This window comes from Castellaniella sp. GW247-6E4 (assembly GCF_040276065.1).
In the GTDB taxonomy this organism is placed as follows: Bacteria; Pseudomonadota; Gammaproteobacteria; order Burkholderiales; family Burkholderiaceae_B; genus Castellaniella.
Genome location: NZ_JBELOI010000001.1, coordinates 164,807 through 190,249, shown reverse-complemented (window position 1 = coordinate 190,249; position 25,443 = coordinate 164,807). Strand labels below are relative to the sequence as shown.

Sequence of the window (25,443 nt, the reverse complement as noted above, 5' to 3'; positions counted from 1 at the left end):
CGGGGCCCCGCTAGCCCACTGTCTCAATTTCAGTATCCGGATCGGGCGGTTCGATCCGCGCGATCTGGACCGTCGCAATGCGGCGCCCGTCCATCTCGAGCACCGTGAAGCGAAACGCCGGCAGCCCGCCCCGCACGTGCTCGCACGAGTCCCCCACCACCGGCAGCCGCCCGAAACGCTCGAGCAGATAGCCCGCGATCGTCGCGTACTCCTCATCGTCGTCCACCAGGCCGTCGGTGTGCATGATCTGCTCGAGGTGATGCAGGTCGGCGGCGCCATCGACGCGCCAACGCCCGCTGCCCTGATCGATGATGTCCGGAATTTCGTCCTCGTCGGGGAACTCGCCCGCGATCGCCTCGAAAATATCGATCGGCGTGACCACCCCGACGATGGAGCCGAACTCGTCGGCCACCAGCACGAGCAGGCCCCGGGAACGCTTGAGCGTGTCCATGAGCTGCAGAATCTCAATCGACTCGTGCACGATGATGGGCTCGCGCAGGCGCGTCTCGCGGATGCTGCCGTGGACCAGCAGGTCGGTGATCAGCTCCTTGGCGCGGCCGACCCCCACGACCTCATCGAGCGAACCACGGCACACGGGGAAAAAACTGTGGGGCTCCTTGGTGATCTGCTCGCGCAGCTCGGCCGGATCGGCCTCGAGGTTGATCCACGATACGTCTGTGCGCGGCGTCATCACCGAATGGACGTTGCGGTCGCTCAGGGTCAGCACCCCGCTGACCATATTGCGCTCCTCGTCGCCGAAAGCCTCGATCGGCATCGGCTCGGACAGGCCGGGCTCGAGTTCGGGGCCCGCGATGGGACGGCGGCCCAGCAGCAGCAGCACCGCCTCGGCGGTACGCTCACGCATCGGCCGGCGCGATTCGACGCGGCGAATATTGCGGCGCGCAAGCTGGTTCAGGGATTCGACAAGGACCGAGAAGGCGATGGCCGCATACAGATAACCCTTGGGCACGGCGAAGCTGAAACCCTCGGCCAGCAAAGAGAAGCCGATCATCAACAGGAATCCCAGACACAGGATGACGACGGTCTGGTGCGCGTTGACGAATTGCGTGAGCGGCTTGGAGGCCACCAGCATGATCGCCATCGCGACGATGACGGCGATCATCATGATGGCCAGGTGGTCCACCATGCCGACCGCCGTGATGACCGAATCGATCGAGAACACCGCGTCCAGGATCACGATCTGCGTGACGATCACCCAGAAGCCGGCATGCAGGCGCGAACCCGAGGCGTGCGCCGTGCGCCCCTCGACGCGGTCGTGCAGCTCGAAAGTGCCCTTGGTCAGCAGAAAGAAACCTCCGCCGATCAGGATCAGGTCGCGGCCCGAGAACGCGAAACCGCCGAACGACAGGATCGGATCGGTGAGCTTGACCAGCCATGACATCAGCGTCAGCAGCAGCAGGCGCATGGCCAGGGCCAGGCCCAGGCCCAGCACCCGGGCGCGGTCGCGCTGCTTGGGCGGCAGCTTGTCGACCAGGATGGCAATGAAGACGAGGTTGTCGATCCCGAGGACGATCTCGAGAACGATCAGGGTGAGCAGGCCGACCCATGCGGACGGGTCAAGCAACCATTCCATCGATTGGTCCTCAGGTGCCCAGGTAGCTGATCATCTGCGGGAACACCTTGGGCGAGGCCGCAAGCATGTTGCCGCCGGCCATCCACCCCTGCTCGCCCTCGAAATCCGACAGCAGGCCACCGGCCTCGAGCACCAGCAGGCTGCCGGCGGCCATGTCCCAGGGCTTGAGCCGTACGCCGCAAAAGCCGTCCAGGCGCCCGCAGGCGACATAGGCCAGGTCCAGCACCACCGAACCCGTGCGCCGCGCCGCCGCGCAATCGCCCAGCATCGCCGAAAAAGGCGAACCCGCCGGCAAGGCGGTGGACTGGGGCACGTGCGAGGCCAGCAGGGCGTCGTGGTAGCGCGTGCAGCCCGAGACCCGCACGCGCCGATCATTCAGGAACGCCCCGCTGCCGCGGCTGGCGGTGAACATCTCGTTGCGCGAGGGGTCGTAGACCACTGCGTGGGCGGCCAGCCCGCGGTGCATCAGGGCGATCGACACGGCATAGTTCGGAAAGCCGTGAATGAAATTCGTGGTGCCGTCCAGCGGATCGATGACCCACTGGAACTCCGGCGTTCCGCCGCCGGGGGCGCCGTGCTCGCCGGTTTCCTCGCCCAGCACGGCATGGCCCGGGTAGGCCGTGCGTAAAATATCGATGATGGCGTCCTCTGCGGCACGGTCGACTTCCGTGACATAATCCTTGGGTCCCTTGCGCGCCACGTTCAGGCGTTCGAGATCCAGGCTCGCACGATTGATGATGGCGCCTGCGCGGCGGGCCGCCTTGATGGCGGTATTGAGCATCGGATGCATAGGATTCCAGAGAGAAACTGCTTTGCCAAGCCTACGAGCCATGCCGACGATCCGCAGTGAACACGTCACCCATGGCATGGAAAGTCTTCTATTTTAAATGACTCCGCAAGAATCCTCTGAAAACACGGATCCGGCCGGCTCCGGCCCGTTCGGCCAGGTGCGCTTCATCATGGTCCAGCCCACCCACCCCGGCAATGTGGGCTCGGCGGCGCGCGCCATCAAGACCATGGGCTTCGGCGATCTCTGCCTGGTCGATCCCGAACTGCCCGACGTCCTGTCGCGCCCGGAGGCGATCGCCTTGGCCAGCGGCGCGGGCGACGTCTTGCAGGGCGCGCACATCCATCCCAGCCTCGCCGACGCCCTGGGACCGACCACCCTGGCCTTTGCCCTGACCGCCCGCGCACGCGCGCTGGGCCCGCCACCCTGCGACATCCGCGAGGCGGCAGGCCTGTCGGCGCGGCATCTCGCCAAGGGTGGGACCGCGCGCGTGGCAATCGTGCTGGGCACCGAACGCTCGGGCCTGTCCAACGAGGACATCACCCTGTGCCAGAGCGTCTGCCACATCCCGGCCAATCCGGCATACAGCTCGCTCAACGTGTCCCAGGCCCTGCAGCTCGCCGCCTGGGAGCTGCGCTATGCGCTGCTGCCTCTGACCGGCGATGCCCGCCTGCCCGACACGCATGCCCGACACGACCCAGGCACTGATCCGGCCGACAGCGCGCGCCTCCAAGCCATGCTCGCGCATCTCGAGCAGGCCCTCCTCGAGGTGGGCTTCCTCGACCCCCTGCACCCCAAGAAACTCCTGCCCCGCATGCGCCAGCTCCTGACCCGCGCGCGCCCCAGCGCCGACGAGGTCGACATGCTGCGCGGCATGTGCACCGCCATGGTCAAGACCGCGCGCTCGGCCTGTGGCGCCCGCGGCGCGGCAGGCTCACCCAAGGTGGAATGACCATGTTCAGCCAGCTTCGCGAAGACATCGACTGCATACACCAGCGAGACCCGGCGGCCCGCAGCCGCATCGAGATCCTCACCTGCTACCCCGGGCTGCACGCCATCCTCGTGCACCGCCTGGCCCACGGCCTGTGGCGCCGCGGCTGGCTGTGGGCGGGACGATTCACGTCACACCTGGGCCGCATCCTGACCGGCATCGAAATCCACCCGGGCGCACAGATCGGCAAGCGGGTCTTCATTGACCACGGATTCGGCGTCGTCATCGGCGAGACCGCCGTCGTAGGCGACGACTGCACCATCTACCAGGGCGTCACCCTGGGCGGCACCCGCCTGTACAAGGGCGAAAAGCGCCACCCCACTCTCGAGGAAGGCGTGGTCGTCGGTGCGGGAGCCCAGATCCTGGGCGGTTTCACCGTCGGTGCCCACGCCCGGATCGGCTCGAACGCCGTGGTGATCAAGCCAGTCCCGGCCGGCGCCACGGCGGTCGGCAACCCCGCCCGCGTCATCCTGAAGGAGGATGAGCACCCAACCAGGGAGCCGCTGCCGCCGCAGGCGCCGACCGAAGCCCCGGGACAGGCCACGGACGACGCCCCCCTGCCCTGCCAGACGGATTGGACGGCCAAGCCCTTGCAAGACCTGCTGCAACGTGGACATCCGAACAACGAACGCCCCGCTGGCGAGGCAACCGAGTTCGCCGCCTACGCGGTCGACCGCCGCGACGATGATCCGCTGATCAAGGTCCTGCACGAACTCATCGACCACGCGGCCAGCCAGGAAAAACGCATCACGCGCCTGTGCAAGGCCATGGAAGACCTGGGTCAGCGCGTCGAGAACGGACAAAAACCCCTCGACGCCGAACGCCTGAACCGGATGGTCGAGTAAAGAGCCCCCTCAATCCCCCGGGGCGGCGGGCGCCGCGCCCGGCACCGCGCGCACCTCGCGCAGGGGGATCGGCGTCCTCAAGCCGGCGCGCTGCAAGGCTTGTACCGCCTCGCGGTACAGATCGAAACGTAGATCCCAGTATTTCTCGGCGGGCGTCCACACCCGGATATTCACCATCACGGCGCTGTCGCGATATTCCGTGGCCATCACGCGCGGCGCGGGATCGCGCAGCACATCATCGCCCCGGCTCTCCACCAGACCCCGCAACGCGGCGATCGCCTGATCCAGATCGTCGCCATAGCGCACCCCGACGGCAATGTCCAGGCGGCGCGACGCATTGCGGCTGTAGTTGATCACCGCATTGCCCCAGACCGAGCTGTTGGGCAGCAGGATGTGGACCCCATCGAACTGGATGAGCCGCGTCATGAACAGGCCCACCTCGTCCACCGTGCCCTCGCCCTGTCCAGCGATCGAAACATACTCGCCCGATCTCACCGGCCTCAGGATCAGCAGCATGATGCCCGCCGCGATATTCTGCAGCGTGCCCTGCAAGGCCAGGCCCACCGCCAAGCCGGCGGCGCCCAGCATGGCGATGAGACTCGCCGTCTGAACCCCGAGCCGCGCCAGCACCGCCAGCAGCACCACGGTGCGGATCGTCCAGACGGTGACGCTGCGCAGAATCGGCACAACCGTCGGATCGATGCGCGCGGAGCGCGCCGCCAAGCGGCGCACGCCATGCGCGGCGAGGGACGACAGTGACCAGCCCACCACCAGGATGACCAGGGTGATCAGGCCCTCGACCGCCGTGTGGTGCAGATCGGGTAATACTTCGACGAATTTGTTCAGCTCGTCCATGGTTCCAGTCCTCGAAAAACCAGCGACGCGGCCGCGGCGGCCGCGCGGATGCGGGTTTGTATTTTAGCGGCCCGGGCGCCCACGGCTGCGAGCGCCGCGAAGAAGGTTCTCCACGCAAGATGTGGACAAGCCCAGGGACAAGTCCGCCGAGATCGAAGAATCTGTTTGTGCGACGGGCACTTGCGCAGCCGGGTCAAAAAATGCGCAGCCGCCTTCCACTGATCGCGCGCAACTTGTCCACTCAAGATGTGGACAAGTGCATGGACAATCCGTGACTTATTCGACAATCCGCTTGTGTGATAAACACTTGGGACCGCCGGTCGAAAATTGGCCGGGGCGAGGGTTGCGATCGCCGTCGAGGCACCACGACTCAGTCCTGCTGAGCGACTTGCAGGGCGGCGCCGACCCCGAGCCACCAGACCCATCAAAGGACCCGCACGGAGTAATTCTACAAATTAGTTATAAGGTTATTATGACGTGTTGACATCCTGATATCTGATACTCTAGAATCTCGTTAACGCCAAGGCTCTATCCACCGCGCCGGCAGCCATAGATCGCTGGCCAGCACCAGCGACGACACAGGAGACTGAAAAATGGACAAGATCACATTGGTCAAACCAGACCAGGCCACAGGCGAAATCGCCGAGATCTTCGAGGACATCCGCAAAGTCAAAGGTGACCGCTTCCTGACGCCCACCTGGGGCTTTTTTGCCTTGGACGTGGATTTGCTGCGCCATTGGTGGGGCCTGACCAAGCGCCTGCAAATGATGGACGGCGACCTGCCGCACACCTTGCGCAACGCCATCTCCCTGATCTGCGCGAGTGAAGTCGACTGCCCGCGCTGCATCAACAATCACCAGACGCACCTGATCGAGCACTTTGGAATGGATGCGGATGACGTCGCCGAGATTCTGGATTTCGAGAATTCAGACAAGGTGGATGCCCGGACTAAAGCGGTGCTGCGCTTCGCTCGCAAAATGGCTTTCACCGAAGGCCTGACCGATGAGGACTTTCAGGCCCTGCGTGACAACGGCGTTACCGACCGGGGCGTCGCAGAGATCGTGTCAATGGCCATGATGGAATCCGGCATGGCTCGCCATGCGGTAGGGGTGGCGCAGTTCGAGGACGGGGATGCCTGGCCACGCACCAATCTGCCGACCGCCTTCTACGGCGAAAACGTCAACCGCTAATTTTCCAAGGGGGCCTGTATGGTTTTCGACGTCGACGACGCAACCTTCGAGGCGCGTGTCCTAAAGAACACGCTTCCCGTATTGGTGGATTGCTGGGCACCTTCCTGCAAGCCGTGCCTGAGCATGCACCCGGTATTCGAGAGCTTGGCGGCGGCATATGACGGACGCCTTGCGGTCGCCAAGATCAATGTGGATGAAAATGCCGGGACTGCCAAGGCGTTCGGCGTGCGCAGCCTGCCCACCCTGCTGCTGATGCACGAGGGCAAAGTGCTGGACAAGAAACTGGGCGCCATGTCCGAGTCGCAAATCACAGACTGGATCGGCACCCGGCTCGACATGTAATACGCAACCGACCAAGGCGTACGAAAATGCCCGCACTGAACATTCGTGTCGCGAAAGAGCAGGAGCACAGCAGCCAGCCGACGAGTCGGGTGAGGCCTCTGGATGATTTCGAGAAAATCTTCAAGCCCAGCACGCTGAGTTTGTCGAGTCCGATCCCGCTCTACGCACAATTGGCGGCACACCTCTCCACGTACATTACCAGCCTTGGGGAATACGGGATCGGGTGCCCGCTTCCATCAGAAAAGGAATGTATCCGCATATTCGACGTGAGTCGGCCGACCGTGCGGCAGGCGATTGCCGAACTGACGGCCCAAGGTCTGGTCCGCAAAGAGCGGGGCCGCGGAACATTTATCTGTGAGCCTCGAATCGTCCATGACATCACCCACATCTTCGAAAATGACATGCGGGCGGCCCAGAAGGCGGTGGCATTCAAGCTGCTGGAACACGGCGAGGTGCCCGTGCCGCCCCACTTGCTGTCCACCTTTGGCGACGACGCCCAGAGACTGTATCGAGTCCTGCGCCTCAGATTAGTGGCCGGCCGGGTCATCGGAGTCGAAGAGCGCTTCCTGCCGATACTGTTCAAACGCCACCTGACACAGAAAGTCCTGATGGAAAGCAACGTCTTTGCGATTCTGAGGCTATTCACGCGCGCCGACAAAATTGCGTCTGACAATGCCGTTCGCTCGGTGATCCTCGACACGGGTCAGGCGGCGCTGATCGGGGCGCCCGAGCGCTCCGCCGCCCTGATCCGCGAAACGACGTACTTCACCGACAAGAATACGCCGGTGATGTATGGGGTGGTGACCTTTCTGGCTGATTTGTATCAGCTCCGATTCCAATCGACCATCGAATTGCGGCGGCAGCCCAGCGAGGAAACGCACCATGAATGACGTCAACGGCAAGCACGCGCGACTGCTGATCCTTGGTTCCGGACCTGCCGGCTATAGCGCAGCAGTCTACGCCGCACGCGCCAACCTGCAGCCGGTGCTGCTGAGCGGCATGGCGCCGGGCGGCCAACTGATGACGACAACCGACGTGGACAACTGGCCAGGGGATTCCGAAGGGGTGCTAGGGCCCGATCTGATGGCCCGTTTGCAGGCGCACGCTGAGCGCTTCGGCACGCGGATCGTGCAGGATCATATCGAGTCCGCCGACCTCGGGCAGCACCCGTATCGGCTGCGAGGCGAGCAGGCGGAGTACACCTGCGACGCGCTGATCATCGCCACCGGCGCCACGGCAAAGTATTTGGGGCTGCCCTCGGAACAGGCCTTTATCGGGCGCGGGGTGTCCGCGTGCGCGACATGCGATGGCTTTTTCTATCGCGGTCAGGTCGTCGCGGTCATAGGGGGTGGAAACACGGCAGTCGAAGAGGCTCTCTATCTGTCCGAAATTGCAGCCAAAGTGCTGGTCGTGCACCGGCGCGACCGGTTCCGCGCCGAACCGCTGCTCACCGACCGCCTATTGGCCAAGGAGGCCGAAGGCCGGGTACAGATCCTGTGGCACCACGAGCTCGATGCCGTCCTGGGTGATTCCAGTGGCGTGACGGGCATGAGGCTGCGCAACAACCGCGACGATACACTGCGGCAGTTCGATCTGTCCGGAGTCTTCATCGCCATAGGCCACACACCCAATACACACTTGTTCGAAGGCCAGCTCGAGATGCGTAATGGCTACCTGGTCACACGTGGCGGCTTCGATGGCCCGGCCACCGCGACGAGCGCGCCCGGCATCTTCGCGGCGGGTGACGTCCAAGATCACAACTACCGGCAAGCCATCACCAGTGCGGGCAGTGGCTGCATGGCGGCGCTGGATGCTCAGCGCTGGCTGGAAATCATGCCCGAAATACGTCTTGGTGCAATCCCGGCGACCTGATGACCGGGTTTATCTGAACGCGCCAACACCTGGAGACCCCCTGAAGCGCGAATAATCAGGCGACATATTCCTGTCGAGGACAGCCAAGCCGTTGAACGGTTGTTTTATATAAAACAAAGGAGACAATATGTTTACGCTGAAAGCAATCAAGCACGCGCTATTGATGGGCGCACTATCGAGCATGCTGGGAAACGCATTCGCAGCGGATCCCGCGCAAGCTGAGTGGCCAACCGTCACGGGCGACGTAAAGGTCGGGCTGGTCGTCCCTGAAACGGGGCCGCTTGCCACTGTCGTCGGCGACTCGCTGAAAGCGGGCACCGAGGTCATTGTGAGCATGTGGAACGAAGCCCATCCCGATCGTGCGATCAAACTGACCATTTGCAATGACGAAGGCAACGCGGAGCGCGCGATCACTTGCGTCAATTCACTGAAGGACAAAGTCGACGTGATGATCGGGCCCAATTTCGGATCCACGCACGCCGCGACGAAAGAAATGCTGGGAATCAAGCAGATCGACGTGGTCCACACGCCCCACGCACTGCCGGCGCCGACGACGGGAATTTTCCAAGTGGCCGTACCGACCGAGGACGCCATGGGGGAAGCGATCCGATATATGAAGAGCCACAACATCAAGAAATTCGGCTTCATGACATCCACGGACGCCACTGGCCTGAGCGCGCGCGAGCATGGCCTCAAGGCGGCGCAGGAATTATCCGTCCCAGTCGTGGATGTTCAATTCGACCCGGGGGCCCAGAACCTGATTCCGCAGGTTGCCAAGCTCGCCAGCCAGGGTGTGGATGCCCTATTCATCTGGAGCACGGGGCCGCAGGTCGTAACGGCATTGCGTGCCATCGCCGCTGCGCGCATGGATGTACCCGTTTTCCTCAATTATTCATCCATGTCCTACGACCTGATGAATCTGGTGAAAGATGTCACCCCGAAAGAGCTGCTCTTTACCGGAGACGATGCCTTTGATACGTCTGGCATCAAGGATCAAAAGCGCGTCGAAATGATCGAGGAATTCAACAAGCGCTACGAGGCGAAAAGAGGCCTGTCGCCCGACTGGATGGCATACGCCTACGGCGATACGTTCACGGTCGCGATGACCGCGGCGCTCCACGGAGCGGACCGCGACGCGATGGTGAAGTACCTGGAGAATGGGCCCGACATCAGGGGATTCCACGCGGTATGGCGCTATAGCCCGCAAGACCACATCGGTGTCACAAAGGGGGTGGAAACGCCGGTACGCATTCAACGCTGGAATGGCAAGCGCTGGGTCAACGCCGAATAGGGTCGTCGCAATGTAAGGTGCCCGCCTTGCCGCCGGACATGGCGGGCACCTGTTCACCTATCGGCGAGCCCGACAGCGGGCCTCGGTGCGACGGAGCCCTCAACCCGACCCGGCATCCGCAAACCGTGGCCATTCAACGGCGCCGAACGCCTCCAGACTGGGGGCTTATGCCTAAAACCATTGTCATGGCAAGCACGCAGCAATTAGCGAACTGCTTCAGCCTTTGTTTTCCGATGTGAACGCCAGCCATACTGAGCCATCGAGGCGGCTGGACGGCCTACTTTCCTGAGAAGACATATGTCGTTATTTACCCTCATTTTGTTTTCGGGTCTCACAATGGGCGCCATCTACGCACTGCTTGGCGTCGGTATTGTCCTGATCCGCAATGCCACCGGAATACTCAATCTGGCGGCGGGCGATTGTTTCCTGATTGGCGCCTTTTTAAGCATCACGCTCAGCCGGCTGCACGTTCCGCTGGCAGTGATCATCATCACCGTTCTCGCAGTCCAGGCCATCCTCGGCTACGGGATAGATTTCATATTGGAACGATGGATGGCACGTGCGACGCTAGTGATCAAGCTGCTGGGAACCGTGGCCATCGCAGTCGTCCTGTCGGGGCTCGAGTTGCTGCTCTGGGGCAGAAACCCGACCACTATGGAGCGTTATATGCCCACGAATTTCGACAGCGGCTGGCTCCAAAGCCTGGATCTTCAGAGCGCAACGCTGATCGCAGGCGCCGTGATCGTCGGCATCGCGCTTTTCCTGTTTCTGGACCGGACGAGCGCGGGCCGCGCCATGCGCGCGGCAGCGACCGACTCCACGGGCGCGGCGGCCAGCGGGGTGAATGTCACGTTCTACAGGATCAGCGCGTTCGTCCTGGCCGGCATGATTGCCGGACTGGGCGGCTTATTGGCCGCGCCCATCATTCTGGTCGACTTCACCATGGGCCTCGGATTCGCGCTTTTGGGGCTGATTGCCGCACTCATCGGCGGCATGACGATTCTTGGGACACTGGCCGCTGGACTGACGCTCGGGGCAATCGAAGCGCTGGTGACCGTCTATGGCTCGGATGTGTTCCGCGATGCCGTCGTTTTCGCGCTGCTCATCGCGTACCTTCTGACCGCACAAGGCATTACATTTCTCGGAGAGGCCAGAAAATGACCCGCAGCACCATATTGCTGTCGTGCGGCGCCTTATTGCTCATCGGCGCCTCACCTCTGTGGATGAGCGATGACCTGTTGCGCTTCACCACCACCTTGCTGATATACGCGCTCGCCGCGATCGGCCTCGACCTCATGTACGGCATCGCGGGCCTGCTGAGCCTGGGTCACGCCGTGTTTTTCGGAATCGGCACGTACGTGACCGGCCTGCTCCTGGTCAAAGGCGATAGCGGCATCTTATTTGCAGTGCTAGGCGGTGTTCTCAGCGCCACCATCGGCGGGATTGCCGCATTCACCATCGGGGCAATCGGGCTGCTGCGCCGAGCCCAGTACTTCACCATCGTCACTCTGGCAGCCGTGGGCATCGTATTCTCGGTGATCAACGGCTCCGCGTGGACGGGCGGGCCGAGCGGCCTGACGGGGATCCGGAAAGGCTTCGGCGTCAACTCCGCGATCATGGATTTATGGCTTTTTTACCTTAGCCTGATCCTCGTTTTCCTTTTCATCCTCCTGATCCGTAATTTCAAGAACGCGAGCCACGGACGGGCATTGAGGCTCGCCAAGACCCTGGAGGCAGCCGCGCACAGCTACGGTTTCAGTGTCTACGGCAATCGCCTGCGCGCCGTGGTCCTTGGGGGCGCTATCGCCGGGCTCGCGGGGTCTCTGTTTGCCTTGAGCCTGGGCGCGGCCTCGCCGGAATTCGCCGGCTTGACCCAAAGCATCGATTTGCTGTTGATGGTCATCATTGGCGGCGCAGGCTCCATCTGGGGCGTGATTCCCGGAGTCCTGATCGTCCGCGGCCTTCCCGAGTTCGTGCAGGCAGTCAGAGACTGGCAGGTACTCATACTCGGCCTCTTGATGCTCCTCGTCCTGATTCGTTTCCCGCTCGGAATCGCCGGGACGCTCGAGCACTATTGGAAGCAGCGCGCACGACTGAAGGCAGAGGCCACGAAACTCAGCCGCCACGGCGGCGCGGACCTCGATGCCGCGCAAGGCGCGCCCGCCATCGACCATCATCCGTCCGGGTCGGCCCCTCTTGCGCCGGCATCCAGGATTCAGGGTGAAAACAGCCCCTTGCTGGCGCTGGAGCACACCGGAAAAAAATTCGGCGGCATCCAGGCGCTCCACGATGTCTCCATCACGGTACAAAAGGGGTCCCTGCATGCACTGATCGGGCCGAACGGGGCCGGCAAATCGACATTGCTGAACTGCATCACAGGCATGTTCCGCCCCACCACGGGAACGATCATGTTCAAGGGCGTTGACATATCCGCGCTATCCGCGGAAGCCCGCGCGGAAATGGGTATGAGCAGAACCTTCCAGCTATTGGAACTGGCACCGGAGCTCACCATCACAGAGAACGTGAAACTGGGAGCGTATCGCCGACAACGCAATCGCTTCCTCTCATCCCTGGCACTGGGGGTGCACTCCCGGGAGGAAGTCGAATTAGAGCGGGAAACGGCGCGCGTGCTGGCACAGTATGGCCTGAGCGAGATCGCCCAGGACTTACCCAAAACCGTCGCCGTCGGATTGCAACGCCTGTCGGGGGTGGCCCGTTGCGTGCTGTCCGGCGCCGATCTCATTTTGCTGGATGAGCCCGCGGCTGGCTTGAACCCGGTGGAGACTGCGGTATTGGGCAAGCGCCTCAGAGAGCTGGTGAGCACCGACACGACGATCATCCTGATCGAACACGACATGAAGCTCATCATGGACATCGCCGATGTGATCAGCGTGTTGGTGAATGGTTCCCACCTCAGGACCGGGGGCCCGGCGGCCATCCGGGAGGACAAGGAAGTCATCGCCGCCTACCTCGGCAGTGAACTGGAGGACTAATACGATGAACACACGAGATGACCGTATGGGACAAACCTCCGGCGAAAAAACAGTCTTGAAGGTACAGGGCGTCCACGCCGGTTACGGACCCATCCGGATCCTGCAGGGCATCGACCTGGAAATCCGGCAGGGGGAAGTGGTCGGCCTGCTGGGCGCGAACGGCGCGGGAAAGACAACCCTGGCGCGGGTCGTGGGCGGTTGGTGCGACATCTACGAGGGAACCGTGGAATTCAACGGCCTCGACATGCATGCCTGGGCGCCCTACAAGCGCGCGCGGCACGGCCTTGCCCATGTCCTCGAAGGCCGCCACCTGATCCCCAATCAAACCGTGATCCAGAACCTGGAGCTGCCGCTGATGTGGCGGGGGCTGGACGAAGCGGAGCGCAAAGAGAGGATACAAAGAATCTTTGACATGTTCCCGCGCCTGCTTGAACGACGGCTGCAGAACACAGGCAATCTGTCCGGTGGAGAACAGCAAATGGTGGCGGTGGGCCGCGCATTGCTTCTAGAGCCCAAGGTGTTGATTCTGGACGAACCCAGCAGCGGCCTCGCGCCACTGATCGTACAGGCAATCTTCAAGAAAATCAGGGAGTTCAACGAAGAGCTGAATATCAGCATCTTATTGATCGAACAGAACGTAAAACTCGCGGTGAAGATTGTCGACCGGGCTTACGTTCTACAGAACGGCAGCATCGGCGCTCAGGGAAACATCTCAACATTGCTAAGCGACGAACGCGTACGGACGATGTACATGGGCATCTGAAACCAGGTAACCCTCAGGACATCCATGGAGTGCACAGATGAAAAACGAATATTGCGGCGTTTTTGCAAACCTCATTACCTCATTGGCGACCGCCGACGGGGACTTTGACCCGGGAATCATGAGAGACCACGTCGATTGGGTGGTTGGAAACGGCGTTCACGGGGTCAGTTGCCTGCTGGGTTCCGGCGGCTTCACCTACCTGACACGCGCCCAGCGCCGCGATGTCATCCGATGCGTCGTCGACAGCGTACGAGGCCGGGTCAAGGTCTTGGCCGGCATCATGGGCGAAACGACAAAACACACCATAGAGTTGGGCCAGGATGCGATAGAGGCCGGCGCGGATGTCGTCGTGGCGCAGGCACGCTCGTATATCCCGCTGACCCGGGATGAGGCGGTCGCCCATTTTTGCCGCGTGGCGGACGCCATGAGCGTGCCCATCGGTATCTATAATCACCCCCGCAGCACCGGCTTTACAATTTCCCCGGATGTTTATAAGGAACTGATCGATAAGGCCGGCGCCATCCTGACGAAGGACGGCGGGCCGGACGTATCCAACGTTCCCAATGTGACAAGTATTTGCGGTGAGAATTTTGCATATCTTTCGGGACATCCCGAAGTCATGCTGGGCGCGTTCGCAATGGGGGCCGACGGCTGCGACGTCGCTCTGGGCAGCGTGATTCCAAAAGAGCTCGTCGAACTCTACACCGCGGCCTGCGAGGACAAAGATCTGGTCAAGGCACAGCAAATTTTTTCGCGGCTCCTGCCGGTGCTGCAGGCATTCAAGCGCATTGGAACGCCACGGGCGGCCAAGGCGGCAGCCCGCATATTGGGCGTTGCATCGCCCATACAGCCACAGCCCGTGCTGCCCATCACGGCCGACGATGAGAAACTCTTGCGGAATGCGCTGGCACAGGCAAACATCCTGCGGGCATGAAGGACATCCGTCGCAAACCCTCCGCACAGGCACCTAGAGGCACTGTTCCCAGGCCTGCAACAGCGGGCCTCGCCGAGCCTCAAGCCCGCTGCGGTGCCGCGCCCGGATAGACAATCCGGCCATCGGGCTGGATGATCGCACCCTGCGTCAAACGCGCGGGTTCCAGGCGGCCTTGCCCCATGATATGAAAAACCGTCGCGCCCCGGGCCAGTAGATAGTCGGCAACGATGCGCCGATGGCAGCGCCACCAGACCGCCTCCGAGCACATGAAGGCGCAGCGCTGGGCGCGCCCGCGCGCAATCAGGTCATCCAGCCCCTCACGAAAGGGCTCGGACAGCGCGTAGTCGGCATAATGATGAAAGCTGTCGTTTTCCCAGAAGCCGTTGACCTCGGGGGAAACCTCTTTCGACCTGCCGCGCAGGCCGCCCAGCGCCGCCACGCGCTCGTACTCGATATGGAAAGCCGCAAGCGCATCGGGCAGGACGTCCTGGTTGAACTGCGGGTTGGCCCGCGAGCGCGGGATGGTCCGGATATCGATCAGGAGCCCGATCCGAGCCTCGCCCAGCAACGCCGCAAAGGCGTCGAAACTGCGGTTCGAATGACCGATGGTATGAAAGGTGGGCATCGGCTCCGCATCCACTTTCTTTCCGGTTCCGTCCATGATACGGGAATGATACTCCAGCAGCGCCGCCGCACCAGTCCGACCGAAAACCCAAGCCCGGGTTGCGGCAGCATCATTTCCTTTCTCCAAAACCAGCTTGCGTAGCATGGCTTCGAAAGCGGCCCGGGATCGCCCCATCGTCTAAGATAGGACACTCGAACCACCCCGGAAGCTTCAGGATCCCGACATGGCATACACAGGTTCCAGGACGCCGCCGGCGAGGCGACCGGCATCGGCGCCGCCACGCCTGCTGTTGTTGAACAAGCCCTTCGACGTCCTGACCCAGTTCAGCGACGACCAGGGCCGGACCACGCTCAAGGATTTCGTGGATGTACCCGGCGTCTATGCCGCGGGGCGCCTCGATCGACACAGTGAAGGCCTGCTTCTGCTGACCAACGACGGACGCCTGCAGGCGCGCATCGCCGACCCCAGGCACGAGATGGCAAAAACCTACTGGGTGCAGGTCGAAGGCGCACCCGACGAGGCGCAACTGGCCGCTTTGCGCACCGGAGTGGAACTGAATGACGGCCCAAGCCGCCCGGCCGAGGTTCTGCGGCTCGATGAGCCAGACCTGTGGGACCGGCATCCCCCCATCCGTTTTCGCCGGAACATCCCGACCGCATGGCTGGAGATCACCATTCGCGAAGGTCGAAACCGGCAGGTGCGCCGCATGACGGCAGCCGTGAGCCTGCCGACCCTGCGCCTGATCCGCACCCGGATCGGCCCGTGGAGCCTGGACGGGCTGCTGCCGGGACAGTGGCGCGAAGCGCCCTTCCCCGCACCCGGATCACCGTAATCCGAACGTCGTCATGATCGCCCCGAAACGGCGCCGCATCAAACTGATCAAGGACTCGAACATGGACACACGCCCGCTTGGCACTACAGGACTGGACATCGCACCCATGGTGTTCGGCGGAAACGTATTCGGCTGGACAGTTGACGAGCAGGCATCATTCTCCCTGCTTGATGCCCTGCTCGACTCCGGCCTGAACGCCGTGGATACAGCCGACAGCTATTCCAAATGGGTCGCGGGCAACCAGGGGGGCGAATCCGAGACCATCATCGGCAACTGGCTGAGCCGCAATCCAGGCAGACGCGATCGGATCACCCTGATCACCAAAGTCGGCTCCGAACTCGGTCCAACGAAAAAAGGCCTGTCGCGCCGCTGGATCACCCAGGCGGTCGAGGATTCCCTGCGGCGCCTGAAAACGGACTATATCGACCTCTATCTATCCCACTGGCCCGACCCCGACACTCCCATCGAAGAGACATTGAGCGCCTTCCAGTCATTGCGCGAGGCCGGCAAGATTCGTGCAATCGGCGCCTCGAACCTGAACGCCGGCCAGTTGTCCGACGCGCTGGCCGCCGCCGAGGCCCATGGACTGCCGCGCTACGACGTGCTGCAGCCGGAATACAACCTCTATGATCGATCCGGGTTCGATGGCGCACTGCGCGACCTGACCCGCAAAGAGCACATCGGCGTCATCACCTACTACAGCTTGGCGTCGGGCTTCCTGTCGGGCAAATACCGCTCGCAAGCCGATCTGGCAAAAAGCCCGCGCGGCCAGGGCGCAGCCAAGTACCTGGATGAGCGCGGACACCGGATCCTGTCTGCGCTGGATCAAGTATCCAGCGCCCTGGATGCCCACCCCGCCGAAGTCGCGCTGGCCTGGATCATCGCCCAGGATGGCATCACCGCACCGATCGCCAGCGCCACAAACCTGCATCAGTTGAGCAGTCTGGTTCGGGCAACCCAACTGACGCTGGGCAGCGAGCACCTGGCGCTGCTGGATGGGCTGCGGGTCTAGGCTGGCTCGAACCGGCCCACAGGACTTAGTAGAGGGACTATCCGCGTCTTTCGATCGGCTGGAGGGCGGCTTGAGTCGACCGCCGACCGACGATCAATCCAAAGAGAGCATGCATATGAAGAAGACCCTTTCCATTTTGGCATTGAGCGTACTTCCGGCCTTCGCATGGGCGGCGGGCAACCATGCCGGGGGGCATGGCGCACCGGCGCATGGCATGCCGGGCCATGACATGTCCACGATGTCCACGGCGGCTTCGCCGACAGGCCAGCCAGGCGACCCGGCCAAAGTGACCCGAACCATCGAGTTGACAATGGACGACACCATGCGGTTTACGCCTGCCGAGATCCGGGTGAACACCGGAGAGATCGTTCGTTTCATCATCAAAAACACCGGCAAGATCCCCCATGAAATGGTGATCGGATCCCTTGCCGAACTGCAGGCCCATGCGGTCGAAATGCAAAAAATGCCGGGCATGCAGCATGCCGAGCCGAATATGGTCGCCTTGGACGCGGGCAAGGCTGGCGGCCTGGTGTGGCAGTTCGATCAAGCGGGCACGGTGGACTTTGCCTGCCTGATACCAGGCCACATGGAGGCCGGAATGATCGGCAAGATCAAGGTCGATTGATCCGATGTCACAGAAAAACTTGGCCTTTGGAATGGTCGGTGCCGCGACAATCGGCGCCGCCGCTATTCTTATTCTTTACAGCACGATGCGCCCATCGGGCCCGGCATTCATCGACCCTGCGGATCAGTCCCTCGTGATTCAAGGCAAGGCGATCTACGCAAACTCTTGTGCAGCGTGCCACGGCGAGGCATTGCAGGGACAGCCGGACTGGCGTGACCGCATGCCCAACGGCAAGTTACCCGCACCGCCACACGACAAGACGGGCCATACCTGGCATCATCCCGATACGATGTTGATCGATATGGTGAAACACGGTTTGGTTCCTGGAAAGACGGCACCTCCGGGCTACCAAAGCGATATGCCCGCCTATGGCACGGTGCTGACTGACGAGGAAATCGTTGCGGTGCTGGCTTATATCAAGAGCAGTTGGCCACCCAAAGTCTTGCAGGCACAAAAAGAAGTGACCTTGCAACGGCGCGATTAGAGCGGCATACGTCGGCGCCCGGCACCGTCGGTCACCGTGGATCTCGGTGAGTATTCGTGCGCGACCGATGGGAAGGTGGTGAGGTGCGAGAGGAAGTAGATATTTACTCGATTATTTTGCCGTCAATTCTGGCCCAAGCGAGATCGTCGTGATCATACGGGATTCCGATCTCCACCTGCTTTCCTGCTTTTGTGTGGACTTTTATGATCAGGACTCGGGGCGGCGCGGCGAAATCGTCAGAGAAAAGGGTGTGGACGGCAAGCTTGCAGGATTCGCCCAGTTCGTGGAGTGAATATAACTTGTTATCAACGGCAGGCGCATAAACCTCTAGATTCGACATGGATCGTTCCGATTCTGGTTTGGGAAAATTCCACTATACGGGCGTAGTGAAAAAACTCCACTACACAACCCGTTGGGATCGCATCAGGCCGGCCACGTGATCTGATCCAGCCTGCCGCGCCAGTGGTCGGCATCGCCAGGCTGGGCCTGGAAATTGTGGTGGGCGATCTTTTTACCGTCTTGGTTGAGAACAGCCAGCAGCTTCTGACCGTCCAGCTCGGCGCGGTCAACGAGTTCACCAAACGCCGCAAGCGCCGCAGCTTTGGATTCGGTCGCGGTTTTGTCAGTGACGCGCTGGTTCGCGTCGCGCAAATAAATTCGATAGGTCAATAGGAAAACTCCATTACACAATCTTGGGAAAAAAATCCCAGGACACGGCTACCCGGTTCCCTCATACGGCCTGCTGGCTAGGTTACGCACACTCCATGCCCGTCTATTGGCCAGACGGCACTACACCCCCTTCCCGGCCCGCCGCCTCGATGAGGGCGCGGCTGATGGCGGCGGTGGCGGATGACGCGTAGCCAGCAGCCAGTAGGGCGTCCAGAGCCTGGGCAGCGTCCGGTTGCAACGACCCGCCTGGCAGGCGTCGACCGCCCCGGGCGCGTATTGCCGCCTCAGCTTTGCGCACTCGCGTAGTCAAAGGTAAGGGCGCAGATTTATCAGTCTCGGTCATCAGCATGATGATACGAGCCTCCTGTTGTGTGTCAATGAGCATTTGCGTATGCATCCAGCCTGGGCGCATACGCAAATGCTCACCGTAGCGGGCATGGGGGGTTAGATCGAGGCGAGCATTAATCGTATGGCGTAATCTGCGTTTCAATCCACGCGCCCGCGAAGGGCGCGACGGGATGCAGCAGTACAGCGGCAACGGCCGCGACCGGGTTTCAATCCACGCGCCCGCGAAGGGCGCGACCGCTGTGCAGCCTCAGGAATCGCCTGCTTTCCATGTTTCAATCCACGCGCCCGCGAAGGGCGCGACAAGGGATAAGCCTGGACGTACCAGCCGGCGGTGTGCGTTTCAATCCACGCGCCCGCGAAGGGCGCGACGTGATTGACCACGGCGCCGTCGAACCATCCTTCGCAGTTTCAATCCACGCGCCCGCGAAGGGCGCGACGATTGAGAATCTGAGGGTTGTGCCTCGTGTTCTGTTTCAATCCACGCGCCCGCGAAGGGCGCGACGTGCGGGTCAATGCGATGTCGGTGCGGCTGTCGACGTTTCAATCCACGCGCCCGCGAAGGGCGCGACCTGATCTGGATGATCAGGCCATCCAAGACACTCTGGTTTCAATCCACGCGCCCGCGAAGGGCGCGACTCTCGGCGATCGCGCAGGCCAAAGCTCCCGCATGGTTTCAATCCACGCGCCCGCGAAGGGCGCGACGGCCGGGCAGCAGCAGCAGGTCGGCAAGCGCGCCCGTTTCAATCCACGCGCCCGCGAAGGGCGCGACCGAGCATCCCTGACGGCCTGGTCGCCAACTTCATGTTTCAATCCACGCGCCCGCGAAGGGCGCGACGAAACAGCGTCTCGATGTTGGACCACAGGATGTTGTTTCAATCCACGCGCCCGCGAAGGGCGCGACCCTTGTGTATGCTGCGGTCGGAAACACCAGCAGTTTCAATCCACGCGCCCGCGAAGGGCGCGACATCCTCAATGGCCCGCTTGCATTCCTCCAGGCTGGTTTCAATCCACGCGCCCGCGAAGGGCGCGACGCCACCATCGGCGTGATCTCTACTCCTATGCCGGTTTCAATCCACGCGCCCGCGAAGGGCGCGACGATCGCGGGTTGTTGGCGATTCACCTGGGAGATTGTTTCAATCCACGCGCCCGCGAAGGGCGCGACCTGGACCTCATTTGGCAATACCTTGCAGGCGTTCACGACGTTTCAATCCACGCGCCCGCGAAGGGCGCGACTGATAAGGATCCTCAGAAATGATCAACAAGACCAGGTTTCAATCCACGCGCCCGCGAAGGGCGCGACGTGGTGCTGGCCGCAACCGTGAATTCGTCTTGCGAGTTTCAATCCACGCGCCCGCGAAGGGCGCGACTGTTCTGTCATTTCGCGTCAAGTGCAGTCCGGATGTTTCAATCCACGCGCCCGCGAAGGGCGCGACAGGGTCATGTGTCCAACGGACCCTGTGATGTTCTGTTTCAATCCACGCGCCCGCGAAGGGCGCGACCACCGCTGGCCCGGTGTCCAGCTCTTGCGCGGGCTGTTTCAATCCACGCGCCCGCGAAGGGCGCGACGTACGAGTCTCGGCAATGTCGGTGCGGTTGTCCACGTTTCAATCCACGCGCCCGCGAAGGGCGCGACCGCCGACGTGATGCGGTACAGGTCGGCGGGCGCGTAGTTTCAATCCACGCGCCCGCGAAGGGCGCGACGGTGCCGCCCAGCTGCGCCCAGGCGGTCTGCAGGTTTCAATCCACGCGCCCGCGAAGGGCGCGACCAAATCGCATCGACGACCACAGCCTGGAGCAGGGGTTTCAATCCACGCGCCCGCGAAGGGCGCGACGAATCATGCATCCTCCCGATCAATAGCCCAATGCAGTTTCAATCCACGCGCCCGCGAAGGGCGCGACATGGGCTTTTCCCCGGCCTGCGTGCACTGGTCGATGTTTCAATCCACGCGCCCGCGAAGGGCGCGACGCGACCTTGGCGATGGGGTTGCCAAAGTCCACAAAGTTTCAATCCACGCGCCCGCGAAGGGCGCGACCACAGCAACGGGACTTCGTTTCCAGCGATGTCCATGTTTCAATCCACGCGCCCGCGAAGGGCGCGACCTTTAACTCCGAGACGATCCATCTGATCAACACAGTTTCAATCCACGCGCCCGCGAAGGGCGCGACGCGAAAAAAACCTGCATCGCGTGCGGGCTTGATTGTTTCAATCCACGCGCCCGCGAAGGGCGCGACGCTGATCGGCTTGCCGAGGGACCAGAGGAAGCAGCAGTTTCAATCCACGCGCCCGCGAAGGGCGCGACGCAAGTTGAAGCGCGAGTGCCTGGACCTGCCGGAGTTTCAATCCACGCGCCCGCGAAGGGCGCGACTACCGTCCTTGGAGGTCGGAGACGTGCGGTTCTTGTTTCAATCCACGCGCCCGCGAAGGGCGCGACTCGATCTCGGCAGCGCGGCGCTCGATGGGGTCGGGTTTCAATCCACGCGCCCGCGAAGGGCGCGACAATTGGCGCGGCGTCTGGTTCCGCGCAATCAAACAGTTTCAATCCACGCGCCCGCGAAGGGCGCGACGGACGGACTCGGGCCGGGCCGTGATGATCAGGCAGGTTTCAATCCACGCGCCCGCGAAGGGCGCGACCACTCACATCGGCAGGCCATCCAGCCAGCGCAAGTTTCAATCCACGCGCCCGCGAAGGGCGCGACGCTTGATGGTGGGCCGCCCACAGCAAACGACATCCAGTTTCAATCCACGCGCCCGCGAAGGGCGCGACCAAGTCACAAACTCATCGCGATGAGTGCGCGTGTAGTTTCAATCCACGCGCCCGCGAAGGGCGCGACGACGGCTGGTTCGGGGACGCCCAAGAGGGTGAGGTTTCAATCCACGCGCCCGCGAAGGGCGCGACGGCCGGATCCTGCCAGGCGGTGACTGCGTACTTGCCGTTTCAATCCACGCGCCCGCGAAGGGCGCGACGCGTTCCAGATGCTCGACCTGGGATTCGCTGATGTTTCAATCCACGCGCCCGCGAAGGGCGCGACGCTGGCGGTTTCCAGCATCAGAGAGGATCAGGCTATGTTTCAATCCACGCGCCCGCGAAGGGCGCGACTCTCCCGTATCAACCCAAATATGAGTTGTTAGGAGTTTCAATCCACGCGCCCGCGAAGGGCGCGACACAGCGTGATCGTGGCGTTCGTCAGGCTCGTGTCCTGGTTTCAATCCACGCGCCCGCGAAGGGCGCGACGCATTGTAGAGCAGCGCGGATTTACAATCGAGCCAGTTTCAATCCACGCGCCCGCGAAGGGCGCGACGGGACTGAACGTACTATCAACGGGCAAGTGGGGATGTTTCAATCCACGCGCCCGCGAAGGGCGCGACAGGGTCTTTATAACTCAGTGTTTCGGAAGACAAAATCCTCCCTGCCCCGCGAATATAGGCGGCAGCAGTCGAGTACAACCAAAGCTATTGGATGCATTTGAAAGTTCGGCTTATATATCAATCGATTAACAGAGCGCGAACCCGCTCTGGGAGGCATATGCCAGCTTCCGGTTCGCACGACCTTTCAAAGCACCAGAGGCCCATTGAAATCAACTGCCGGTTTAGCGCCAATAGCTCCACACGGGATTGCCAATGCCGTCCCATGTAATAGAACCTCAGGCTATCGATCTCGGGATCAGCAATCGCACAAAGATCGGCCTTCAAGCGCACCCACAGCACGGGGCTGACTTCGATCTCAAACGCCGAGTATTGCACCCGCTGCCCATAATCCTGGCATTTGCGCGCAAGCCGGCGTAATCTGCGTGCCCCGCCACCATCCTGCGTACTGACATCGTAGCTGACAAGCACCATCATGGCTTGACCCTACTTCCAGAGGAATGGCGGATACCCGTCGAGGTCGCCGCGCAAATGCCGCGCCAGCAATTGCGCCTGTATGAACGGCAGCAGGCTAACCATCACCTTTTCTTCGAGAAATGGATGCCAGATCTCGTCCTGCTTCCGTTCCTGATAGGCCGTCAGCACCGTACGGCGTACATCGTCCGTCATGACCACCGCTCCATTGTCCAACATCTGCATGTCCTTGCCTGTGACTTGTCGGCGATTGATCAACGACAATACCAACCGGTATGCCAGCACGGGACGAAACCCTTCCAGCAGATCCAGCGCGAGGCTGGGCCTGCCCGGGCGATCCCGATGGAGAAATCCCACCGAGGGGCCAAGGCCCACGGTCTCCAGAGCACCCCGGCAATCGTGAGTCAACAGCGTGTACAGGAATGACAGTAACGCATCGGGCGTATCCTTGGTCGGACGGCGGCTACGGCCTCGGAACCTCAGAGCAGAATCGGGAACACGGATAAGATGATCGAAGACGTCTAAATACAGGCGCGCCGCATCGCCCTCGAGGCCCAGCAACATGTCCAGCGAGGTCTCCGTCCACAAGCGATCCGTGATGCGCCGCAATCGCTCGATGACCTGTTGCACCGCTGCCTACACTTTCGACGTCATGCGGGCCCCATGATCCCGCAACCCCCGGGCCAAAACCATCCGTTGTCCATGCATCTTGCCATGGAGCACATGCCCGACGATCGCAACACACGCGGCTGTATCGTCTGTGTATTGGTACTGCCGGCGACGCAACAACACGTTGCCCGAAACGGGCCCTTCCACCCGCGCAAGGAAACGCCCATGGCGACTGAAGAAGAGTTGACTCGGATACCTTGCTCCGCACATTAACCCAGCAGTGGAGGCGGCACCAGAACGCGGCCCATGCAGACGAGACTCTCCAGCATATGGGCCGGCACCCACCCCTTGGTCTGCCCCTCGACGTCCATCACCACGTTGGCGCCATCCTTTTGCAGCCAGGCTCGTCACGTACAAGGTATTCAGCGCACGTCTCATGTCTCCTCCTCCAGCTGCGTGCGCAGCCAATCGCGCACTGGCCCGGAGCGGCCCAGCAAGCGCGGCAGGCAGACATCGATCAGCGAACAGGCATCGCAACGCTGGCGCTCGTAGACAGCCGAGGGGGTGCGTCGGGCAGCCAGCAAGCTGCGCACCCAGTCGATGGCCTCCAGCGTCAACGCGCGCAACGCCGGGGCAGGCGGCACCACTTGACGCCGGCGGTTCCGGCCGTAGAACAGGACGCCCTCGGCGATCTCGTGGCCAAACATCGCCTCCAGACAGAGTGCCTGGGCACACAGCTGCACTTCATCGGCCCGGTGTGCCTTGGGTTTGCCGCGCTTGTACTCCACCGGATTTGCGCACTCGCCGCCAGGGCCTGCATGGAACTCCACGACATCGGCCACTCCGGCAAAGCCCAGGCCCGGATGGGTGATCTGCAGGGCGCGCACTGTCCGGACTCCCGCGCGGCTTACGCCGCCAGGCTGATCGACATGCTCGTGCAGCAATCTGCCTTCGGCCGTGAACACGTTTTCCTCCCACTGCTGCTCCAGATGGATCAAGGCACACTGCCGGGGGCAACACAAGTAGTATTGCAGCGCGGACAGGGGGATAGGCGTGTCTTCCATGCCTCAGGCCGCCATCAGAAGCCGTCGAGGATTTCAGGTTCCAAGCCGGGCAAGGCGGTCTTCAGGGCGGCCTCGTCAAACGATCCGTCGGCTTGCAGCAAGTCCCGAAGAGAGGCATGCACTTTGGCCGAGGAGTATTGCCCTGCCTTGGATTGATGCCGCCACCAGACGACCTTGAGCACCCGCATGCTGCCGTCGGGCCTGGCGGAAGAGGCATCATTTTCGAACAGGCGCGGGAATACCCGTTGAATGACTTGTGCATCGTCATCGCTGAAGCCCGTGCGCTCCGCCAGTTGCGGATTGATACTTCCATAGGTGTGGTAGATTCCGTGATCCACGCGATGCTTCATCCCCATGGTGTCCGAGCCCCGCTTGCTGCCATCGCCCTCGCTGCTCACGCTCTTGGTGATCTGCGTGCTGGTGACCGTCACCGGCTCCAGGCTGAAGGCGGACTGCAGGGTGACTGGTCCACGGATCGGGATGGACACCCCGCTGGCGTCGCCCCCCTTGCCAAAGGCGAACACCTGGCCGAAGGCGCGGACATCGAGCCAGGCCGCGCAGGCCTTGCGCGCCGTCTCGTCGCGGTTCGCGGTCTTGCCGAACGCGGCCTTCCCCAGCACACGCTCGGCCCGGTTGCGCAGGCTCACCTCGCCGTCTGTCTTGCGATCATCGGACTGCACGAAAATGGCATGCCCGCTTTCCGCCAGCCGATCGCGCAGCTTGCGCTTGAGGGAGACGTCGGTCATTTCTCCGATCCCCTGATAATCCACACGCGGCCGATTGCCATTGAGCGGGTCGCCATTCGGATTGGCATGATCCACTGCAAAAACAATCGCAAAGTCGATCTTGTTCTGAATCGAGGTCATGAGAATTCCTTGGA

24 protein-coding genes, 1 pseudogene and 1 CRISPR repeat array are annotated in these 25,443 nt (G+C 62.2%); of the genes and pseudogenes, 15 read left to right on the top strand and 10 right to left on the bottom strand.

Going from position 1 to position 25,443, the window contains the following annotated elements; genetic code table 11:
* Positions 1-10: 10 nt before the first annotated feature.
* Positions 11-1,594, bottom strand: a complete 1,584-nt coding sequence (locus ABS761_RS00860; RefSeq protein ID WP_350406028.1) for a TerC family protein — start codon at positions 1,592-1,594, stop codon at positions 11-13.
* Positions 1,595-1,604: 10 nt separating this feature from the next.
* Complete coding sequence (locus tag ABS761_RS00855) at positions 1,605-2,384, bottom strand: inositol monophosphatase family protein (RefSeq protein ID WP_350406027.1); 780 nt, start codon at positions 2,382-2,384, stop codon at positions 1,605-1,607.
* Positions 2,385-2,481: 97 nt separating this feature from the next.
* On the opposite strand from ABS761_RS00855, the gene ABS761_RS00850 reads away from it, so the two are divergent.
* A complete protein-coding gene (locus ABS761_RS00850) occupies positions 2,482-3,333 on the top strand; it encodes an RNA methyltransferase (protein ID WP_350406026.1) in 852 nt (283 codons plus the stop codon).
* A 2-nt stretch (positions 3,334-3,335) separates the two neighbouring features.
* Complete coding sequence (gene cysE / locus ABS761_RS00845; RefSeq protein WP_350406024.1) at positions 3,336-4,217, top strand: serine O-acetyltransferase; 882 nt, start codon at positions 3,336-3,338, stop codon at positions 4,215-4,217.
* A gap of 9 nt (positions 4,218-4,226) precedes the next feature.
* Here cysE and ABS761_RS00840 read toward each other — a convergent pair whose 3' ends face one another.
* On the bottom strand, positions 4,227-5,072 hold the full coding sequence (locus ABS761_RS00840) for a mechanosensitive ion channel family protein (RefSeq protein WP_350406023.1): 846 nt from the start codon (positions 5,070-5,072) through the stop codon (positions 4,227-4,229).
* Positions 5,073-5,665: 593 nt separating this feature from the next.
* On the opposite strand from ABS761_RS00840, the gene ABS761_RS00835 reads away from it, so the two are divergent.
* The 9 genes from ABS761_RS00835 to ABS761_RS00795 all read left to right on the top strand — a co-directional run bounded on the left by ABS761_RS00835 (position 5,666) and on the right by ABS761_RS00795 (position 14,457).
* The gene (locus tag ABS761_RS00835; RefSeq protein WP_350406021.1) at positions 5,666-6,262 is read left to right on the top strand and encodes a carboxymuconolactone decarboxylase family protein; all 597 of its coding nucleotides are present in this window, start codon (positions 5,666-5,668) and stop codon (positions 6,260-6,262) included.
* A gap of 18 nt (positions 6,263-6,280) precedes the next feature.
* Positions 6,281-6,604, top strand: a complete 324-nt coding sequence (locus tag ABS761_RS00830; RefSeq protein ID WP_350406020.1) for a thioredoxin family protein — start codon at positions 6,281-6,283, stop codon at positions 6,602-6,604.
* Positions 6,605-6,630: 26 nt separating this feature from the next.
* Positions 6,631-7,494 (top strand): GntR family transcriptional regulator, encoded by an 864-nt coding sequence (locus ABS761_RS00825; protein WP_350406019.1) that lies wholly within the window; start codon positions 6,631-6,633, stop codon positions 7,492-7,494.
* Entirely contained in the window at positions 7,487-8,476 is a 990-nt protein-coding gene (trxB, locus tag ABS761_RS00820; protein ID WP_350406017.1) for a thioredoxin-disulfide reductase, read from the top strand. The genes ABS761_RS00825 and trxB overlap by 8 nt, the downstream gene beginning before the upstream one ends.
* Before the next feature lie 127 nt (positions 8,477-8,603).
* Complete coding sequence (locus tag ABS761_RS00815) at positions 8,604-9,767, top strand: ABC transporter substrate-binding protein (RefSeq protein WP_350406016.1); 1,164 nt, start codon at positions 8,604-8,606, stop codon at positions 9,765-9,767.
* Positions 9,768-10,064: 297 nt separating this feature from the next.
* Complete coding sequence (locus ABS761_RS00810; protein WP_350406014.1) at positions 10,065-10,928, top strand: branched-chain amino acid ABC transporter permease; 864 nt, start codon at positions 10,065-10,067, stop codon at positions 10,926-10,928.
* Positions 10,925-12,760, top strand: coding sequence for a branched-chain amino acid ABC transporter ATP-binding protein/permease (locus ABS761_RS00805; RefSeq protein ID WP_350406013.1), 1,836 nt, complete (start codon positions 10,925-10,927; stop codon positions 12,758-12,760). The genes ABS761_RS00810 and ABS761_RS00805 overlap by 4 nt, the downstream gene beginning before the upstream one ends.
* Positions 12,761-12,785: 25 nt before the next feature.
* The gene (locus ABS761_RS00800; protein ID WP_350406012.1) at positions 12,786-13,523 is read left to right on the top strand and encodes an ABC transporter ATP-binding protein; all 738 of its coding nucleotides are present in this window, start codon (positions 12,786-12,788) and stop codon (positions 13,521-13,523) included.
* 37 nt (positions 13,524-13,560) lie between these two features.
* Positions 13,561-14,457: a dihydrodipicolinate synthase family protein gene (locus ABS761_RS00795; protein WP_350406011.1), complete on the top strand. Its 897-nt coding sequence runs from the start codon at positions 13,561-13,563 to the stop codon at positions 14,455-14,457.
* Positions 14,458-14,536: 79 nt separating this feature from the next.
* Here ABS761_RS00795 and ABS761_RS00790 read toward each other — a convergent pair whose 3' ends face one another.
* Positions 14,537-15,118: a DUF488 domain-containing protein gene (locus ABS761_RS00790; RefSeq protein WP_350406010.1), complete on the bottom strand. Its 582-nt coding sequence runs from the start codon at positions 15,116-15,118 to the stop codon at positions 14,537-14,539.
* Positions 15,119-15,305: 187 nt separating this feature from the next.
* Between ABS761_RS00790 and ABS761_RS00785 the strand changes: the two genes are divergently transcribed.
* The 4 genes from ABS761_RS00785 to ABS761_RS00770 all read left to right on the top strand — a co-directional run bounded on the left by ABS761_RS00785 (position 15,306) and on the right by ABS761_RS00770 (position 18,035).
* Entirely contained in the window at positions 15,306-15,914 is a 609-nt protein-coding gene (locus tag ABS761_RS00785) for a pseudouridine synthase (RefSeq protein ID WP_350406009.1), read from the top strand.
* A 61-nt stretch (positions 15,915-15,975) separates the two neighbouring features.
* Positions 15,976-16,926: an aldo/keto reductase gene (locus ABS761_RS00780; RefSeq protein ID WP_502881368.1), complete on the top strand. Its 951-nt coding sequence runs from the start codon at positions 15,976-15,978 to the stop codon at positions 16,924-16,926.
* 115 nt (positions 16,927-17,041) lie between these two features.
* Positions 17,042-17,551 carry a cupredoxin domain-containing protein gene (locus tag ABS761_RS00775; RefSeq protein ID WP_350406007.1) on the top strand — a complete coding sequence of 170 codons (510 nt, stop codon included), beginning with the start codon at positions 17,042-17,044 and terminating at the stop codon, positions 17,549-17,551.
* A 4-nt stretch (positions 17,552-17,555) separates the two neighbouring features.
* Positions 17,556-18,035, top strand: coding sequence for a c-type cytochrome (locus ABS761_RS00770; RefSeq protein WP_350406005.1), 480 nt, complete (start codon positions 17,556-17,558; stop codon positions 18,033-18,035).
* Between the two features lie 103 nt (positions 18,036-18,138).
* Here ABS761_RS00770 and ABS761_RS00765 read toward each other — a convergent pair whose 3' ends face one another.
* From ABS761_RS00765 to cas7c, 6 genes and pseudogenes are all read right to left on the bottom strand, one after another.
* Positions 18,139-18,375 carry a hypothetical protein gene (locus ABS761_RS00765; RefSeq protein WP_350406004.1) on the bottom strand — a complete coding sequence of 79 codons (237 nt, stop codon included), beginning with the start codon at positions 18,373-18,375 and terminating at the stop codon, positions 18,139-18,141.
* Positions 18,376-18,458: 83 nt separating this feature from the next.
* On the bottom strand, positions 18,459-18,704 hold the full coding sequence (locus tag ABS761_RS00760) for a hypothetical protein (protein WP_350406003.1): 246 nt from the start codon (positions 18,702-18,704) through the stop codon (positions 18,459-18,461).
* Positions 18,705-19,187: 483 nt separating this feature from the next.
* Positions 19,188-22,419: direct repeats of the CRISPR family, unit length 32 nt; unit sequence GTTTCAATCCACGCGCCCGCGAAGGGCGCGAC.
* Between the two features lie 117 nt (positions 22,420-22,536).
* Positions 22,537-22,893 carry a CRISPR-associated endonuclease Cas2 gene (gene cas2, locus ABS761_RS00755; RefSeq protein ID WP_350406001.1) on the bottom strand — a complete coding sequence of 119 codons (357 nt, stop codon included), beginning with the start codon at positions 22,891-22,893 and terminating at the stop codon, positions 22,537-22,539.
* A gap of 9 nt (positions 22,894-22,902) precedes the next feature.
* A pseudogene (gene cas1c / locus ABS761_RS00750) lies at positions 22,903-23,769 on the bottom strand (type I-C CRISPR-associated endonuclease Cas1c).
* A 164-nt stretch (positions 23,770-23,933) separates the two neighbouring features.
* Positions 23,934-24,563, bottom strand: a complete 630-nt coding sequence (gene cas4 / locus ABS761_RS00745) for a CRISPR-associated protein Cas4 (RefSeq protein WP_350405999.1) — start codon at positions 24,561-24,563, stop codon at positions 23,934-23,936.
* Positions 24,564-24,577: 14 nt separating this feature from the next.
* Positions 24,578-25,429, bottom strand: coding sequence for a type I-C CRISPR-associated protein Cas7/Csd2 (gene cas7c / locus ABS761_RS00740; protein WP_350405998.1), 852 nt, complete (start codon positions 25,427-25,429; stop codon positions 24,578-24,580).
* Positions 25,430-25,443 lie beyond the last annotated feature (14 nt).

Excerpts from the sequence above, each read along its gene's own strand:
- ABS761_RS00860 (WP_350406028.1), bottom strand. The coding sequence starts at position 1,594 with ATGGAATGGTTGCTTGACCCGTCCGCATGGGTCGGCCTGCTCACCCTG.
- ABS761_RS00855 (WP_350406027.1), bottom strand. The coding sequence starts at position 2,384 with ATGCATCCGATGCTCAATACCGCCATCAAGGCGGCCCGCCGCGCAGGC.
- ABS761_RS00850 (WP_350406026.1), top strand. The coding sequence starts at position 2,482 with ATGACTCCGCAAGAATCCTCTGAAAACACGGATCCGGCCGGCTCCGGC.
- cysE (WP_350406024.1), top strand. The coding sequence starts at position 3,336 with ATGTTCAGCCAGCTTCGCGAAGACATCGACTGCATACACCAGCGAGAC.
- ABS761_RS00840 (WP_350406023.1), bottom strand. The coding sequence starts at position 5,072 with ATGGACGAGCTGAACAAATTCGTCGAAGTATTACCCGATCTGCACCAC.
- ABS761_RS00835 (WP_350406021.1), top strand. The coding sequence starts at position 5,666 with ATGGACAAGATCACATTGGTCAAACCAGACCAGGCCACAGGCGAAATC.
- ABS761_RS00830 (WP_350406020.1), top strand. The coding sequence starts at position 6,281 with ATGGTTTTCGACGTCGACGACGCAACCTTCGAGGCGCGTGTCCTAAAG.
- ABS761_RS00825 (WP_350406019.1), top strand. The coding sequence starts at position 6,631 with ATGCCCGCACTGAACATTCGTGTCGCGAAAGAGCAGGAGCACAGCAGC.
- trxB (WP_350406017.1), top strand. The coding sequence starts at position 7,487 with ATGAATGACGTCAACGGCAAGCACGCGCGACTGCTGATCCTTGGTTCC.
- ABS761_RS00815 (WP_350406016.1), top strand. The coding sequence starts at position 8,604 with ATGTTTACGCTGAAAGCAATCAAGCACGCGCTATTGATGGGCGCACTA.
- ABS761_RS00810 (WP_350406014.1), top strand. The coding sequence starts at position 10,065 with ATGTCGTTATTTACCCTCATTTTGTTTTCGGGTCTCACAATGGGCGCC.
- ABS761_RS00805 (WP_350406013.1), top strand. The coding sequence starts at position 10,925 with ATGACCCGCAGCACCATATTGCTGTCGTGCGGCGCCTTATTGCTCATC.
- ABS761_RS00800 (WP_350406012.1), top strand. The coding sequence starts at position 12,786 with ATGGGACAAACCTCCGGCGAAAAAACAGTCTTGAAGGTACAGGGCGTC.
- ABS761_RS00795 (WP_350406011.1), top strand. The coding sequence starts at position 13,561 with ATGAAAAACGAATATTGCGGCGTTTTTGCAAACCTCATTACCTCATTG.
- ABS761_RS00790 (WP_350406010.1), bottom strand. The coding sequence starts at position 15,118 with ATGGACGGAACCGGAAAGAAAGTGGATGCGGAGCCGATGCCCACCTTT.
- ABS761_RS00785 (WP_350406009.1), top strand. The coding sequence starts at position 15,306 with ATGGCATACACAGGTTCCAGGACGCCGCCGGCGAGGCGACCGGCATCG.
- ABS761_RS00780 (WP_502881368.1), top strand. The coding sequence starts at position 15,976 with ATGGACACACGCCCGCTTGGCACTACAGGACTGGACATCGCACCCATG.
- ABS761_RS00775 (WP_350406007.1), top strand. The coding sequence starts at position 17,042 with ATGAAGAAGACCCTTTCCATTTTGGCATTGAGCGTACTTCCGGCCTTC.
- ABS761_RS00770 (WP_350406005.1), top strand. The coding sequence starts at position 17,556 with ATGTCACAGAAAAACTTGGCCTTTGGAATGGTCGGTGCCGCGACAATC.
- ABS761_RS00765 (WP_350406004.1), bottom strand. The coding sequence starts at position 18,375 with ATGTCGAATCTAGAGGTTTATGCGCCTGCCGTTGATAACAAGTTATAT.
- cas2 (WP_350406001.1), bottom strand. The coding sequence starts at position 22,893 with ATGATGGTGCTTGTCAGCTACGATGTCAGTACGCAGGATGGTGGCGGG.
- cas4 (WP_350405999.1), bottom strand. The coding sequence starts at position 24,563 with ATGGAAGACACGCCTATCCCCCTGTCCGCGCTGCAATACTACTTGTGT.
- cas7c (WP_350405998.1), bottom strand. The coding sequence starts at position 25,429 with ATGACCTCGATTCAGAACAAGATCGACTTTGCGATTGTTTTTGCAGTG.